Source organism: Streptomyces sp. CNB091, assembly GCF_000377965.1.
Genome location: NZ_KB898993.1, coordinates 134,570 through 150,513 on the forward strand (window position 1 = coordinate 134,570; position 15,944 = coordinate 150,513).

Below are 15,944 nucleotides of genomic sequence, written 5' to 3' on the forward strand. Positions count from 1 at the left end.
CGGTGCCGACGCGGCGATCGCTGGCTCTCTCCGGACCAGCAGCTCCGACTCCTGGGCCGTGGTCGCCACGGTCTCCGCGATCATGCGGCTGCTCGCGGACGACCGGGGGCGCGATCACGCACAGCGAGCTGTCCAGGGTGTGCGTCATCCTCACCTACACTGCCCCGCCCGGTCATGACGCTCTCGCAGCCCGCACCGTGCTGGTGTGCACCCCGGCGGTGGGCCCACATGCCAGGAGCCGCGCGTGTAGGGACAGTCGAGTGCCTTCGAGACAGCCCCGCTCGGGATCCAGGAACCGTGCCGCACATGTCGCCTACGTCATTTGTAAGTTGATGCGCCACGGGCTTGACTAAGGTTGATCCGGGGATGATCGAAGGTCGGTCATCGAGTCATGACGGAGGAGTCACGTGGTGACCGCAGTCGGCAGGGCTCAGCTGGTGTTCGTCCACGGCATCGGCGGCGTCCGGGAGGCCGATCAGGAGCGGCGCGAGTGGCTTGAGGCACTGGCCCGCGGCGCTCGGGCTGCCGGTCACTCCGATTCCGTCTCCGGTGTCACCCAGGAGTGGCTGGCTGACGCACGGTTCGTCAACTACAGCGACATGTTTCGTGCGCCAGGTGAGCAGGGCGAAGCCGACGTGGACGAGGAACAGCTCGAGTTCTTGAACCCGCTGGTTGCCGAGCTGACCGACGGCCTCTTCGCACAGGCGCAGGAACAGGGCGACCGCCGGGCGATGCGCGTGATCGAAGATGCTCGGGCCCAGTTCCCCGACGACACACGCGCACTTCAAGGCGTACTGGAGCCCGTGCGGGTCCTCGGCCGAATCCTCACGACCCTGCTGCAGCTCCCGGGACTGCGGATCGCCGCACAGTGGGCGAGCGGCACCTCCCTCCTGGGGCAGCTGGCCCAGGTCGGCAGATACCTTGAGCACGCCGGAAGCCCGCCGGGAAGTACCACGCTGAACGCCCTTATCAGAAAGCGTGTTCTCGAAGCCGTGGATCCGGGGCCGCAGCTGCCGCTGGTGGTCGTGGCCCACTCGCTCGGGTCCGTGGTGGCCTACGAGAGCCTCCACCATCTGACGCAGAGCACGAAGTTGTTCGTCACCCTGGGATCTCCTCTGGCCACGGCGGGAGTGGTACTGCAACGTGTGGAACCACGGCCGGCGCGTACGCCGCACTCGGTCGAGCGGTGGCTGAACTTCTGGGACCGGGACGACATCGTGGTCTGCCGCCCGCGCATCACCAACTGGATGCTCCCCAACTCCCAAGGGGTCCTCCCGGTGTCGCACCGGGTGGATTCCGACGGGATCTGGGTGCACACCGCGACCAAGTACTTGAGGCAGCCCGCGGTGGCCGGGCCGATCGTCGAGGCCCTGAAGCAGTGAAACCCGGGGCTGTACGGCATGTGCAGGTGATCGCAGCGCACTGCACGGCCATGGGCGCGCTTCCCCAACTGGACACCGCGGCCCAAGAACTCCATGTCGCTCTGACCGACCCGCAGCTGGGAGGATGCCGGCCCCGCACGGGAGACCACCCTTCCCTGCTGGTCGGCGACGACCTGACGCCCGAAAGAGTCGGCCAGGCGGTGGATGCAGCGCTGAGGGAGGCGAAGGCCCACGGCGCTGTTCTCGTACTGGCTCTACTCGGCCACGGTTTCACTCCGCCACAGCGCTCCGAGTTGTACTTCATGGTTGGAGACTCGACCATCCAGAGCCCGCGGTCCGCTGTGGACGTCGGACGCCTGCTCACCGAGGCCGCCGACGAGCCGGGCCTGGATGGACTGATCGCCCTCGTAGACACCTGTCACGCGGGCGGCGCGATGCCGGACGTCGGAAGGCTGGCAGGTGGCGTCCGAGCGGGCCGCTCTCGGCTCGCTCTTCTCAGCGCCGCCGCTGCCGATCAGCCCGCCCGCGACTTGAGCCTCAGTGTCACCCTGACCAGGACCTTGCGGGCCGGCATCGTGGGAGCTGGTCCCGCACTGTACGTCGACAGGAAGCTGGCCGACGCCCTTCGCGACCAGGTGAGCGGACAGGTCATCGGCCGGGCCGAGTACGACCAGGACCCCTTCCCTGTGGAAGGGCTCTGGCTCGCCCGGAACGCTGCGGACACCCCGTACACCGGGCGCGACCAGGCCGTGGGCCCGCTGGGGATCCAGGATCTGGCTGAGAGCGTGGAACTGTGGCGGGGACCCGGCCGCCGCCTCGAACACGTCACACCCGCCGCGCTGCGTGAACTGCGTGCCTTCGTCGACTGCGAGCCCGTGGACGGCGAACGCGACCCGGCCGCCAGAGCCGGTGTCGAGGACGTGGTGACCAGCCTTCTGGAAGCGGTGGCAACCAAGGAGTTCCTCACGGACGTTCTTGCCGATTCATTGACTACGGATCTGCTCCGCTCCGCCCGACGCCTTGCAGGTTTCCCCGCCGAAGCGGAGGGTGCCGTGCCGCTGCGGGACCTTCTGGAGTACGCCGCATTGCGCACGCGGCGCCGCCGCGAGGCACGCTGGAAGGGCCTGGCTCGGATCGTCACCGCGCTGTTCCATCTGGCAGAACTACCCAAGACCCACCCGAGACTGCAGGCCTGGGCCCGCCGCTGCGACGTGCTCACCGAGGTCAACGACGCTTACGGCGAGTTCGCGGAAGACCGGCAGCGCAGGGCATTGCGCCTGGTCATCAGTCTTGCTGGCGCGTGGACCGAGTGGCCGGAGGAACTGGACGTGTGGCTGGTGCGGGGAGGAGAGCTCCCACTGCATCAGCGCTTCCCGTGTGAGGCAGACGGATCACACGGTGTGGCCCGGGCCATCGGGGACGCACTGCACTGGGCCCGTGGAGAGTTGCCGAACCCGGAACTACTCGAACACATCGACATCGCGGCCCCAGCGTCCCTGCTCGCACGCTGGCATCCGGAGGAGGAGAAGGTCGGCCGCTACCTTCTCGGCGCGCGCTACTCGGTGCTGACCCGCTGGAGTGGCCGTCTCGACGAGGCCGAGGACAACGCGGATATCAACGACGCCGCCCGCAAGGCTTTGAGAAAGATGGCATCCCGCGCCACGACTCCGGTGCAATGGGTCGATCCCGCGGCCCTGCACGACCGCCCGACGCTCGAGTACCGCCTGTCCGCCGGACAGTACGACGCCGCTGTAGGCATCGATCACGTGGCCCCCAACCTCGGAGACGTCCTGGAGCTGCTCCTGCCCTTCGCCCCCATCGTCCTGTGGCCGCGCGGCGACGCCCGCCTCGCGGAGGGGCGACTGCCTGAGCTGATCCAGGAACGATGGCACCAGCTGCCGTACGGGCTGACCGCCGCCTATCGGAACCGATGGGCAGCACATCAGCATTGCACCTTGTGTCTCGGCGACATCCGTGCCGTGTGGCATGACGAGGCATGGCTGGAATTTTGCCGGCCCTTCGAGTACCGAGTGGTTTGCGCACCCAAGGAGGAAGCATGACCTGGAAGCCCTACTACAAGGGCGACGGCGTCCACAGGGACGTGTCCCTGGCAGCCCCGCCGCCCTGGCGCACGTTCCCACAGACCGCACAGCACGATCAGTACCAGCCGCCCGACGGCCTGATCGACGCCGTCAACGCCGCGATCCACGTTCGCCGACCGCTCCTGGTCACGGGACCGGCCGGATCGGGTAAGTCCACGCTGATCGAGCAGGTCGCCCACGAGCTTGGCCTCGGCAAGGTCTTGCGCTGGCACATCACTTCCCGCAGCACACTCGCGGAAGCCCTCTACCGCTACGACGCTCTCGGCCGTATCCACGCTCAGAACCTGCGCAGCAGCGCCGGTCCGCGCCGGACGACCAAGGCGGGCCGCCAGGGCGGTCCGCGCAGCCGCGACGACATCGCCCCCTTCCTGCAGCTCGGGCCGCTCGGAACAGCCCTGCTGCCGTCGGAACGGCCCCGCGCACTGCTCATCGACGAAATCGACAAGAGCGACATGGATCTTCCCAGCGACCTTCTGGAGGTACTGGAGCGGGGAGAGTACGAGATCCCCGAACTCGTGCGGTACCGGCGTCAGCAGGTGGACGTCCGGACCTGGGACAGCACGGCCACCCGTACCGTCGAGAACGGCAGAGTGCAGTGCTCCCAGTTTCCCTTCATCGTGCTCACCAGCAACGGAGAGCGGGAGTTCCCGCCACCGTTCCTGCGCCGTTGTATCCGCTACACCATGCCTCAAATGACCCCACCACTGCTTCGGAGCATCGTTCAGGCTCACTTCAAGGGCGAACTCACCGAGGACAGTGAGCAGCTCATCCAGGAGTTCGCAGACCGCGTGGCGAGCGGAAACCACCTCGCTATAGACCAACTACTCAACGTCGTGGCCCTGTTGGGTGGCAACCAAGGGCTCCAAGGTGAGCAGCGGGAGAGCCTGCGCGAGATGCTCACCCGTGAACTCTCCCGTGCCTAGTCCCCTCAGCAGGCTCCTCGACGTGCTGGCCGCATCCCTACCGCCCGGCACGGACGCCCGGACTCTCGCCGACGCCATCTGGCTGGCTGCCGCCCAGAGCTCCGCCGCCCACATCCCGCCCGCGGGCGACGTCGCTCCGTCACACTTCCGCCGCACGCCCCCGGCACCAGCGGCTTCTGCCCCCTTCAGCCAGGACTCACCCGTACCGCTACCACGTGCCGACGACCCCCCAGGCAGGGGGGTGTCAGCGCGCCACCCTGGCGCAGACGCCCATATCCGCGGCGAACCGCTGTCCATAGGCCGCTCTCCAGCCCTCCCGCACGCGCTGACGATCGGCCGGTCGCTCCAGCCGTTCCAACGGCCCTGGCTCAAGGGAAGCCTCACGCGACTCGACATCGACGCGACGGCTGACCACTACGCCGGAGGCGGGCCGCTGGTGCCCCTCTTCGCTCCCGCGCCGGAGAAGTGGTTCGAGGTCGTCATCGTGCGGGACACGTCGGTGTCCATGCAGGTCTGGAACGAGACCGCCCGGTCCCTGACGAGGCTCACGCGCCATCTCGGCGTGTTCCGAGCCGTACATGAGTGGCAGTTGGTGTGGGAAGGCGAACAGCCCCGCATCCGCACTCCACTGGGGGACGCCGTCGCCGCAGACCGCGTCCCACACTACGGAAGTGGATGCAGCGGCCGGCGACTGGTCCTCGTCTTCTCCGACTGTGCAACCCCCGGCTGGCGGAGCGCTGATGCATGGAGACTGCTGGCCGAATGGAGCCGCCACGTCCCCCTCAGCCTCGTCAATCCACTGCCCCGACGCCTGTGGCGGCGATCCGCGCTCACGTGGCCCGCCGTCCGGGTCACAGCCACGGAAGCTGGCGAACGCAACGGGCTGCTGCGCTACCGCAGGCCGCCGCGCCTGCACCAGGAGCATCCGGTCGACAGCAGCGCGTGGACGCCTCTGCCGGTCGTGTCATGCACCGCACGGTCTTTGGGTACCTGGGCGCGCGCCTTGATGCGGCCGGACCCAAACGGTTGCGACGCCCTCCTCATTCCCGTAGCAGGACGACACCCGCACTCCGCAGCCAGCCGTGCTGAGTCCTTCTCCCGCCCGGAGCCTGCGGACTCATCCGTTCTCGCCGACGCCTTCCTCCGCACGGCCCCTGCAGCTGCCGTACAGCTTGCCGTCCTCTGCTCGGAACTGCCCGCAGTCACTGTGCCGCTCCTGCACGCTCTCCGCGACCAGGCGGCCCCCGAGGCCGGCACGGTCGACCTGGCCGAATTTCTCATCAGCGGCCTGCTCACCGTCACCCACACGAACAGCAACGAGCCGGTCATGGTGCTTCGCCCCGGGGCCCGCGAGCGACTGCGCGACGAGGCCACCACCTACGACGGCCGTCAGGCCCGACTCGCCCTTAGCCACCACCTCGCGGCGCACCCGTACGCACCTGACGGCATCCCGGCCGTGCTGCACGACCCGTCGTCGCCTTACGAGTTCGCAGCCCACAGCGAGCCGTTCGGATACGCCGCGTCCATTACGCAGGACGCGGCCCAGGTACCCCGGCTCCGGGACTCCCTCGACATCGCGGACGTACTCATGGCCGAGATCCGCGACGGCGCCCTTCCCATCGGCACCCGACTTCCTACGCAGCGGGCACTCGCCGAGCGGTTCTCGGTGTCCCGCTCAACCGTGCGCGGCGCACTGGCGCGCCTGGCGTCCATGGGCTACGTCTCCGGGCACCGTGGTGCACCGGCGCTCGTCACGGCGGCGCCCGGCCGGGACGAACTTTTTCCGGTCGACCTGCTCCCGCACCAGCACCTGACAGAACTGATCGCACAGGGCCGGACCACAGGAAGCGTACGGGGAGCCGACGCCCGCCGCGCGTTCGAGCAGGATGGGATCCCGGTAACGCGGCGGAAGGAAACCTTGCGCGCGCTTGTCGAACTCCTAAGAAGGAAAGGAATCGACTTGCATGACGCGGCGGACGCCGAGCCAGCCGTCGCGGCGGCGACCGCAATCGAAGGCTTCGTCGACATCCTTCTCGGCGCGTTCGAGGACGGCACCTTCGCCGACGGAGACCGATTGCCCTCGCAGATCGCCCTCGCCAGGCAGTTTGATGTCTCCCGCCAGACGGTGGGGCGAGCCCTGGAGGTGCTTCTCCAACGCGGATACATCAGGCAGGAAGGGCCCCCGCCGTCCTTAGAGCCTGATGCCCCTGACGCCGCGCCTTCTGCCCCGCCCGGCCCGCCGCCACCCGAGTTGGAGGCATACACGGCTGTTCTGAGGTTGGTCGAGGAGGTCAAGCCCAGAGGCGAAGTCACCAGCGACGAATTGCGTCACGCCTTCGAAGCGGATCAGATCCCGCCCACGCTGTGGAAGAGTGTCCTTCGCTCACTGTTCGACTTCCTGGAACAGGAGGGCGTACTGATACTCACCGGTGAGGTCTCCGGGCGCGTCCGTTATCGCGTCACCATGCACGAGGTCGCCGAACGACAGCGCAAGCTCAGCCTGATCCGCACGCCACTCCAGTCCTGCTACCGGATCGCGGTCATCTCGCTGATGGGCGGTGTCGGCAAGACCACCACGACCACCGTGCTCGGCTCGACCCTCGCCACGGAGCGACAGGACAAGGTCCTGGCGATCGATGCCAACCTGGATTCCGGCATGCTCGGGCGCCGGGCTCGCCGGGAGACCGGGGCGACGATCGGCGACCTGGTGAGGGCGATCCCGTACCTCAACTCGTACATGGACATCCGGCGGTTCACCTCGCAGACGCCTTCCGGTCTGGAGATCATCGCCAACGACGTGGACCCCGCGGTCTCCACGACCTTCAACGACGAGGACTACCGGCGCGCGATCGACGTGCTGGGCAGGCAGTATCCGGTCATCCTCACCGACGCAGGCACCGGTCTGCTCGCCAGCGCCATGCGTGGTGTGCTGGACCTCGCCGACCAACTCGTCATCATCGCCACACCGTCAGTGGACGGTGCAAGCAGTGCGTCGACGGCCCTCGACTGGCTGTCGGCGCACGACTACACGGAGCTGGTGCAGCGTTCGGTGACGGTCATCTCCGAGGTGCGCGAGTCCGGGAAAATGATCAAGGTAGACGATATCGTGGCGCACTTCCGGACCCGCTGCCGCGGCGTGGTGGTCGTGCCGTTCGACGAGCACCTGTCCCCCGGCGCGGAGATCGACCTCGACATGCTGCACCCCAAGACGCGCGAGGCGTACTTCGACCTTGCGGCGCTCATCGCCGAGGACTTCGTCCGCCGTGACCACACCTCATTCCGTCAGAATCCGGAGTCTCTCCGTTGACAGCTGCAACGGTCACCAGGTGCCAGCCTTTCGATATGCGACTTCGCGCGAGTTAGCAGCACAGCGGCGCCCCGGCGCGCTCATCCGTCTCGGCCGCGAACACCGCGCCTGGACTGTCGCCGTCCTCGGTGACCGGATCGGCTGCTCACCCGCCACGGTGTTCCGGTTGGAGCGCCGCGACAGGGTGGTTGACCTGGCCTTGGTGCACCGCGCAGCGCTCGAAGTCGAAGTCCCGCGACACGTCTTGGTGCATTCCCTGGCGCCACCCGCCCTGACCGCGTCTGCGGCCGCCACTGCCCGCGAGGTGTACGACAAGGGGGAGCTGGGGCGTCTCCTCTGCTTCGCCCCGGTGTTCCACCCCGCGATGCGCCACGCCTCCGCGGTACGCAGGCAACTCGGTGTGCCGACGGCCTTCAACGTGCTGGGCCCCCCGACGAATCCGGCAGCACCGTGCCACGCCCGGCCACCAGCGCCACCGCCGTCTGACCGGCCGCAGCCACACACATCAGCACCAGAGGCACCTGCCAGCCGGAGCTGGCGGTGTGCAGCAGCCCGAAGACCACCGGGCCGACAGCGGCAAGCAGATAGCCGATCGACTGCGCCATCGCCGACAGCGCGCCCGCCCCGGCCGCGTCCTGGGCGCGCATGCCGAGGAACGCCAGCGCGAGCACGAGACAGGCCCCGCCGCCCAGGCCGAGGACGATGCTCCACAGCAGCGCCGGCTCCGGGGCCACCAGGAGCCCGAGGTAGCCGAGGAACAGGATGGCCGAGCAGATCGCCGCCAGCGCCCGCTGGTCACGCGCCCAGCGCAGCGCGCCCGGGACCGCCAGGCTGGTCAGCACCGCGACCGCCTGGAACAGGAACAGCAGCCATCCGGCCTTGGCAGCGCTGACGCCGTTGTCCTGGAAGACCTGGGGCAGCCATGTCACCACCACGTAGAAGCCGAGAGACTGCAGCCCCATGAAGGCCGCGACCGCCCACGCGAGGCCGGACCTCCAGGGCAGCCGGTGCTGCCCGCGCGCCGCCTGCGGGGCGGACGGCGCGGCGCGCATCTGAGGGAGCCACAACAGCACGGCGATCAGCGCGATCAGGACCCAGCCTCCCAACGCGGTGGACCAGCCACCGGGAGCGACCTCGCTGATCGGCACCGCCACCCCGGAGGCGACTGCGGCGAAGCCTCCCATCACCGTCGCGTAAGCAGCGGTCAACAGCCCTACCTTGGTGGGGAAGTCACGCTTGATGAGGCTCGGCAGCAGGACGTTGCCCACGGCGATACCAGCTCCGATCAGCACGGTTCCCCCGAACAGACCGACCGCCGAGGGCACCCACCGAACCGCGATCCCCAGGGTCAGCACGGCGAGCGCAGCGCCGAGGAGCCGCTCGTCTCCCCACCGCGCGGCAAGCCGGGGCACCATCGGGGACAGTGCGGCGAACGCCAGCACCGGCAGTGTGTTCAGCAGGCCGAGCAGCGCCGGGGCCAGCCCCAGGTCGTCCCGGATTCGATCCAGCAACGGCCCGACACCCGTCAGACCCGCCCGGAGGTTGGCTGCTGCCACGAGCAACCCCCACAGCAGCAGTGCCTGTCCGGAACGCCGTCTCGCTGTGTTCTCCATGACCGTCATCATCGAGCTTCACCCGGCGCTCAACGAGGCCGTACTGAGGCTGGCCCCCGCAGGGCCACCCTCGGCCCACCCGGCGGCCCTCGGCCCACCCGGCGACACCCGTAACCTGGCGGCATGGGGACTCCGTTGGGGAACTTCATCCGGGCCAAGCGCGACACCATCCAGCCGGAATCTCTCGGCCTGCACAGACACGGCCGCCGCCGATCACCTGGGCTGCGCCGCCTCGACCTCGCCACGCGAGCCGGTATAAGCGTCGAATACCTGGCCCGCATCGAGCAGGGGCGCGACCACAACCCATCGCCCGCGGTCGTCAGCTCACTCGCCGACGCGCTCTGTCTCGACCCCTCGGAGCGCAACCATCTGCGCTACCTCGCCAAGATCTCCGGTGACCAGTGCTCGGTGCGGATCACGCCCGTGCCACCGCCCCGGCGCGTGCGCCCGTCCGTCCTGCAGACGCTCTGCCTCCTGGAACCCGGCGTCGCCCTCGTGACCAACCGGCTCGGCGATATCCTCGCCCACACCACGGGCTTCCAGTCGATCACCAGCGGCACCGGACTGCTCGACGGCGCCGAGCCGAATCTCAACCGCTATCTGTTCACCGACCCCCGCTCCCGGGCGTTCTTCGTCGACTGGGGCGACATCGCGGACGAGCACACCTTCGATCTCTGGCAGGCGCCGTCCCTGGAGAACCTCGAGTGGCTCACCTCCGAGCTCACCCCCGTTGCCGGGCCCGAGTTCACCAACCGCCTGTCCCGCCACGTCGTACCGCGCCGCGGGGTACTCAGGCTCAACCACCCGGACGGGCACCAGCTGAGGCTGCTCCGCGAGACGCTCGAACTGCCCATGGACGCCCAGCAGCTCGTCATCTTCCTGCCCGAGTCCGATCAGACGGCCCAGGCCATCGACCAGCTCCGGCGCCAGTCCCATGGACGGCTGCGGTCCATTTCGTGACGCGGTGAGCGACAGTGCCGTCGGATACGCGGCGACAGCGCGTAGCGGGGGCGGCGCCGCGAGCCCTCAGTACAGCAGGTCCAGCTCCGCCCGGACCGTCTTGCCCGGGTTGCGGTCGAGGACCGCCCAGCGGTCGGCCAGGGCGTCCACGATCAGCAGCCCGCGCCCGCTGTCGGAGCTGTCCTCCGGCGCGGTGATCTCGCCGGGCCCCGGCGGCCGGCACTCGCCCCGGGTGTCGGACACCTCGATGCGCAGGAGGCCGGGCGATCCCGGGTCGCCGGGCAGGAACGACAGGCGCAGTTCGAAGTCGCGGTCGGGGACGCGGCCGTGGGTCGCCGCGTTGGCCGTCAGCTCGCCGATGATCAGGGCCGCCGACTCCGAGGCGTCACTGAGGTACGGGATGCCCCAGGTGTGCAGCTTGTGCAGCCCGACGCGGCGGGCGAGCCGGGCACCGCGTGGATCAGCGTCGAATTGACGCTTGAACACACGTACGGTTACCTCGGGTTGGGTCTTCGTGAGTGCTTCCATGCCCCCAGATTCCGGGCCTCGGCCCCTCTCCACCAGGTCAGAAACCCGTACGCTGAGTCAGCGTACGGGTGCGAAGGGTAGATGGTACGCGTCACGTTCCGTGAGCATGGACGGGTCGCGGACCAGGACAGGCGCATGGGGAGGTGGCCGTACATGACGCACGGCACGGACGGCATCGACAGCATCACCACGTACGGGACTTTCGGCAACGGCGGCGGACGCGGCGGCGAACCCGAACCGCAGTACATCCTCAAGATGTTCGGAGAGGTGGTCAAGACCTTCCGCAAGCGGGCGCGGCTGACACAGGAGCAGTTCGCCCCGCTCGTCGGATACTCACTGGAGACCGTCGCCTCCATCGAGCAGGGCCGCCGGCTCCCGCCTCCGGACTTCGCGGAGCGCGCGGACAGACTGCTCGACGCGTTCGGCGTGATTCTGGCGGCGGCGAAGCACCTGACGCGGCGGAAGGGGCTGGCGAGCTGGTTCCGGCAGTGGGCAGAGCTGGAGCTGGGAGCGCTGAGCCTGTACACGTACGAGTGCCGGTTAATTCCGGGGCTGTTGCAGACGCCGGCGTACGCGCGGACGCTGTTCACCGATCAACTGCCGCCGCTCGGTGACGAGCAGATCGAGGCCCAGCTCGCGGCTCGGCTGGAGCGTCAGCAACTCCTGCAGAACCGGCCCAACACCGCGTTCAGTTTCATTCTCGAAGAGCATCTGTTCCTGCGGGAACTGGGCGGCGAAGAAGTCACCAGGGAGCTGATCGACCACATCCTGGACCTGTCCGAGCTGCGCAATGTGGACATCCAGATCATGCCGCTGGTACGGCATCACCACGCGGGGCTGGACGGTCCGATGCAGTTGCTGGAGACGCAGGATCACCAGTGGTTCGGCTATCTGGAAGGGCAGGAGCACGGACAGTTCGTCTCCGACCTCAAAGTGCTCAGCGCACTCCAGATGCGGTGTGCCAGTATGCGTTCACAGGCTCTCTCGTTGGATCACTCCAAGAGCCTGATGCGGCGGATGCGAGGAGCGAGATGAGCACCACACCCCTGACCTGGTTCAAGAGCAGCTACAGCAGCGGCTCCGGAGACTCCTGCGTGGAGGTCGCCCTGGAGTGGCACAAGTCGAGCTACAGCGGCGGCTCCGGCGACTCCTGCGTCGAGGTCGCCGCCTGCCCCTCCACCGTCCACGTCCGCGACTCCAAGCTGGACGAGAGCCCCCAGCTCGCCCTCGCCCCGGCCGCCTGGAGCCACTTCCTCGCGTACGCCGCCCAGGCCTGAGCCCCGGGCGGCACGTGGAGCGCGCGGCGGGGGCGGGCGCTGTGCGCGGCACCGCCCCCGATGGGACACGTCAACGCCAGGGCGCTGCCTTGGCATGGAAAGTCAGTCCCGGCCATGCCTCGACCGGTGTGGGTGAGTACACGATCCGACCCGGGCACAAGCCCCGCTCGGCGAGCCCCTGGACGACCTTCGGGATGGCCGCGAGGGTCGTCTGCAGACCGTCGTGCATCAGGATGATGCCGCCCGGTTTCACGGTGAGCGCGTTCGCCACGATCGTCTCGGTGGGAATGCCGCTCCAGTCGACGGTATCGGCCGTCCAGATCACCTCGGTCATGCCCAGTCGGGCCGCATCCCGCCGGGTCCGCGCGTCGGTGCTCCCGAAGGGCGGCCGGAACAGCGTGGGCGCCCGACCCGTCTGGGTTCGGATGACGCGGCTGGTGTCGCGTAGTTCGGCGAACGCGGCGGCCGCGTCGAGCTCTACGAGATTGGCGTGGGTGTAGGAGTGGTTTCCGACCTGATGCCCTTCGGCGACCATCCGCCGTGTCCCGGCCCGCTGTCCTTCGGCCAGTGTGCCGGTCACGAAGAACGTCGCCCTGACGCGTCCGGCATCCCGCAGCGCCTTCAGGTACTGGGCCGTGGCGTCCGTCGGGCCGTCGTCGAAGGTCATGGCCACGTAGCCCCCGGAACAACGGCTCCCGGAAGCCGTCGCCTGCGCGACCGCCGGCGGTAACGCGACTGACGTCATCAGCATCGCCACAGCCGCGCTGAACCCTATGCGCGTTCTGTATCGGTTTCTCATACGGGGATCGATCCTCTCCAGGGGTGGACTGGTGAACCAGCAAGGCACCGGAGCGCCACGAAACAGCGGCTCACTCACCCATATCCGCCCTGGGTATGGCTGCAGCCGGACGTCGCACACGTTGCGCAGGACAGTCCTGTCCCTCGGAAAGATGCGGCAAACGCGGGCAGGCTCAGTACGAATCCCGACAGAGCCCGGCAGGTACGTCCCTACAGGTTCAGCTCGGCGGGGACCGCCTCGGGGATCACCGCGCAGCCCAGCTGACATCCCGGGAGCAACGCGGTTCACCGGTCCGTGGTGACACCGGACCATGAGATGGCGGGTGGCCACTGACGAGGACGGGGCTGTCCGGCCTCCGGCCGGACAGCCCCACACCAAGATTCTTCGGACGGCTTCTACCAGGCCAACTGTCTGCCGGGGCTCAGCGGCCGGAGAAGGGGAGGCGGGCCGGTGCCGTGGCCGGGCCCGGCGAGGCGGAACGGGAGTCGGCCGCGGGGAGCGGGTCGGCCGCGCAGGTGACGTCCCGGGCGGGAAGCCGTCCGGTGGTCAGATACCGCGTGGTGACGTCGTCGGCGCAGTCGCTGATGCCGAGCGCGTACACGCCGTGGCCCTGGCCCTCGTCCACGGTGACGAGCCGGGAGCCTTTCAGCGCCCGTCGCAGGCCGAGTGCGGCGGCCAGGGGGGTCTGCGAGTCCCATTCGTTCTGGACGATGAGTGCGGGGACCTTGTTGTGGATCTTGGTGGTCGGTTCGACCGGGCGGTCCCAGTAGGCGCACGGGAAGATGTTCGAGACGGAGTCGCCGTACAGGGGGTAGCGGACGCTGTCGCGCCGGGAGTCGGCTCGGTAGACGGCCGGGTCGGTGGGCAGCGGGTGTCACCGCACATGATCGCGAGGTAGCTCGCCAGTTCGCTGTCGGTCGGCACGAAGGTCGGGAAGGTCGGGACGGGCTTGCCCTCGGCGGCGTCCCGGAGCAGCCCCAGGGTCCTGGCGGCGACGGCGGGGTGGGTGATCTCCCAGCGTATGTACTCGCGGACCTCGGCACCGTCGAACCTGGTCCCGCCGAGGTCGAGCGGCTCCCGGTCGGCGCGCGCGACGATGTCCCAGAACAGCTTCTCGACCTCGGCGGGCGTGTCACCGAGTCCGTACCGTGCCGCATGACGAGCGGTCCAGTCCGTCCACCGGTCGAACGCGGGCTCGGCCTGCTCCGCCCAGGACTGCCCCATGCTCCGCCACACCCGCTCGGGGTCGACCGCGCTGTCCAGGACGAACCGGTCGACCCGCCGCGGGAACAGCTGGGTGTACACGGAACCGAGATAGGTCCCGTACGACAGTCCGAAGTAGGAGATTCTCCGTTCCCCGAGGGCCGCGCGGATGACGTCCATGTCGCGTGCCGTGTTGCGGGTGCTGATGTGCCGGAGTGTTTCCCTGTTGCGGTCGCGGCACCCGTCAGCGATGTCGCGCGCCCAGGCGACGTCCTTGGCGAAGGTCGCGTCCTTGTAGGGCCGGTACGTCAGCCGTTCGTCGGCGGTGGTCGTGCCGCAGGCGAGCGGACTGCTGGCGCCGACCCCGCGCGGATCGAAACCGATCAGGTCGTACCGGTCCTTCACGGACTGCGGCAGAAGACCGCTGAGCGCCAGGGGATAGAAGAGTCCGGAACCGCTGGGGCCGCCCGGGTTGAAGAGCAGGACACCGCGGCGCTCGGCCGGGTCGGCGGCCTTGATCCGCGACAGCGACACATCGATCTTCCTGCCGCCCGGCCTGAGGTGGTCGAGGGGCACCTTGAGGGTCGCGCATTCGACGGTGGCGGGAAGGTCGCCGCCGCAACCCTGCCAGGTCAGTGAGGAGGTGTACGGCGCGGCCACCGGCGCACCGGGATCGGCCGCGGGCGCAGCCGTGGCGGTGGCCGTGGTGCCGAGGAGCGTGGGGGCGAGCAACGCGGCGACGCCCAAGGCGATCTTGGAGATCGCTCTTCGTCTCAGGAGCAATGGAGTGCCTTCGTTCGCTGGGATGGTGCATGGCGCTCAGTGGTCCGGAGGGACGGACCGCAGGGTCGTCGGACAGGCTAACGACCGTACGGAACAAGCGAGTTCGGATGCGCGATTTCAGCGAGGCGCCTGGCTCGGGGGGTGCCGTGACGGAGGGGGCGAGGGGCGCGGCGTGCGGGGTCGGATCGACCCCGCAACCAACGCATGACGTCATGCGGAAGGTCCGGATGCCGTCCTACGGGATCGAGGCAGACCGTAGGTTCGCGTGCCGGGTCCTCGTCGGGGACGATCACGGTCACGAGCGCTGATCCCGGACGAGATCCGGTTCCCGTTACCAGGCGTCGTCAGGTGCGGAGTACACCTCGGTGATCGCTCGGTCGCCGCCCGGGGGCGCGAACATCGGCCCCGGGCCTTCCGCCCGGTCCGTGCGCCCGGTCCGGGCAGGTAACGTAAAGAGGTACGACTGATCGACTCATGGGCCTCCTGGCGGGCTGCGTGAACCCAGGAGGAGCAACATGACGACCAACCGTGGACGTAAGGACGTCATCCGTGACCGGATGGCCGCCACCGGCGAGTCGTACAACGTCGCCGCCCGCAACCTCAAGGCCATGAAGGACATGGGCGCGACACGCGAGGCCGTCCTCGTGCAGCGCTGGACGCCCGCCGACAGCTTCGACGTGCCGTGTCCGTGCGGCGGGACCTGCGAGCCGGGCGAGACCTGCGACCGCTGCCACGCCCGCCACCGGCACGTGAAGCGCTACCCGGGCTCCACCACCGAGGTCGAGACCTGGGCCGACCGCTACGAGTGCACCGGCTGCTCTTCCTCGTACACCCTGACCATCCACCTGGCCGGACGGCCCTGGGGTGTCGCGGAGACCGTCGTCCAGGGCGGGTCGGCCGAGGAGGTCGTGCGGGCCCGGGTCTTCCCCGGTGTGATCCACCCGCTGCTGCGGTCCGATGCCGCCGAGGGCCCCGACCAGGACTGAGCGCGGCGGCGGCGCCGTCGGCGAGGTGGATCACCGACCTGGGTCGACGGGGTGCGGGCGTGAGTGCCGGAGTACCGCCCG

At 69.0% G+C, this 15,944-nt stretch carries 11 protein-coding genes and 1 pseudogene; 8 read left to right on the top strand and 4 right to left on the bottom strand.

The window, feature by feature from the left end:
* Positions 1–410 precede the first annotated feature (410 nt).
* The 4 genes from D581_RS0108795 to D581_RS1000000139490 are packed head-to-tail and all read left to right on the top strand — an operon-like array spanning position 411 to position 7,714.
* The gene (locus D581_RS0108795; protein WP_018956872.1) at positions 411–1,382 is read left to right on the top strand and encodes a hypothetical protein; all 972 of its coding nucleotides are present in this window, start codon (positions 411–413) and stop codon (positions 1,380–1,382) included.
* Between the two features lie 26 nt (positions 1,383–1,408).
* A complete protein-coding gene (locus D581_RS0108800; RefSeq protein ID WP_486585821.1) occupies positions 1,409–3,442 on the top strand; it encodes a vWA-MoxR associated conflict system protein in 2,034 nt (677 codons plus the stop codon).
* Positions 3,439–4,407, top strand: a complete 969-nt coding sequence (locus tag D581_RS0108805; protein ID WP_018956874.1) for an AAA family ATPase — start codon at positions 3,439–3,441, stop codon at positions 4,405–4,407. The genes D581_RS0108800 and D581_RS0108805 overlap by 4 nt, the downstream gene beginning before the upstream one ends.
* Before the next feature lie 22 nt (positions 4,408–4,429).
* Positions 4,430–7,714, top strand: a complete 3,285-nt coding sequence (locus D581_RS1000000139490) for an SAV_2336 N-terminal domain-related protein (protein WP_486585822.1) — start codon at positions 4,430–4,432, stop codon at positions 7,712–7,714.
* A gap of 413 nt (positions 7,715–8,127) precedes the next feature.
* Here the strand turns inward: D581_RS1000000139490 and D581_RS0108820 are convergent, their stop codons facing one another.
* Positions 8,128–9,327, bottom strand: coding sequence for a CynX/NimT family MFS transporter (locus tag D581_RS0108820; RefSeq protein WP_106434366.1), 1,200 nt, complete (start codon positions 9,325–9,327; stop codon positions 8,128–8,130).
* Positions 9,328–9,450: 123 nt separating this feature from the next.
* On the opposite strand from D581_RS0108820, the gene D581_RS0108825 reads away from it, so the two are divergent.
* Complete coding sequence (locus tag D581_RS0108825) at positions 9,451–10,287, top strand: MmyB family transcriptional regulator (RefSeq protein WP_026290341.1); 837 nt, start codon at positions 9,451–9,453, stop codon at positions 10,285–10,287.
* A 66-nt stretch (positions 10,288–10,353) separates the two neighbouring features.
* Here the strand turns inward: D581_RS0108825 and D581_RS0108830 are convergent, their stop codons facing one another.
* Positions 10,354–10,815 (bottom strand): ATP-binding protein, encoded by a 462-nt coding sequence (locus D581_RS0108830; RefSeq protein ID WP_018956879.1) that lies wholly within the window; start codon positions 10,813–10,815, stop codon positions 10,354–10,356.
* A 153-nt stretch (positions 10,816–10,968) separates the two neighbouring features.
* Here D581_RS0108830 and D581_RS0108835 point away from each other — a divergent pair, with 153 nt between their 5' ends.
* Positions 10,969–11,850 (top strand): Scr1 family TA system antitoxin-like transcriptional regulator, encoded by an 882-nt coding sequence (locus D581_RS0108835; RefSeq protein WP_018956880.1) that lies wholly within the window; start codon positions 10,969–10,971, stop codon positions 11,848–11,850.
* Positions 11,847–12,092 (top strand): DUF397 domain-containing protein, encoded by a 246-nt coding sequence (locus D581_RS0108840; protein WP_018956881.1) that lies wholly within the window; start codon positions 11,847–11,849, stop codon positions 12,090–12,092. The genes D581_RS0108835 and D581_RS0108840 overlap by 4 nt, the downstream gene beginning before the upstream one ends.
* A gap of 70 nt (positions 12,093–12,162) precedes the next feature.
* On the opposite strand, the gene D581_RS0108845 is transcribed toward D581_RS0108840, so the two are convergent.
* Positions 12,163–12,759 carry a polysaccharide deacetylase family protein gene (locus D581_RS0108845; RefSeq protein ID WP_018956882.1) on the bottom strand — a complete coding sequence of 199 codons (597 nt, stop codon included), beginning with the start codon at positions 12,757–12,759 and terminating at the stop codon, positions 12,163–12,165.
* A 553-nt stretch (positions 12,760–13,312) separates the two neighbouring features.
* A pseudogene (locus D581_RS1000000138550) lies at positions 13,313–14,877 on the bottom strand (alpha/beta hydrolase).
* 515 nt (positions 14,878–15,392) lie between these two features.
* Here D581_RS1000000138550 and D581_RS0108860 point away from each other — a divergent pair.
* Positions 15,393–15,863 carry a hypothetical protein gene (locus D581_RS0108860; RefSeq protein ID WP_018956885.1) on the top strand — a complete coding sequence of 157 codons (471 nt, stop codon included), beginning with the start codon at positions 15,393–15,395 and terminating at the stop codon, positions 15,861–15,863.
* The last annotated feature ends 81 nt before the right edge of the window (positions 15,864–15,944 follow it).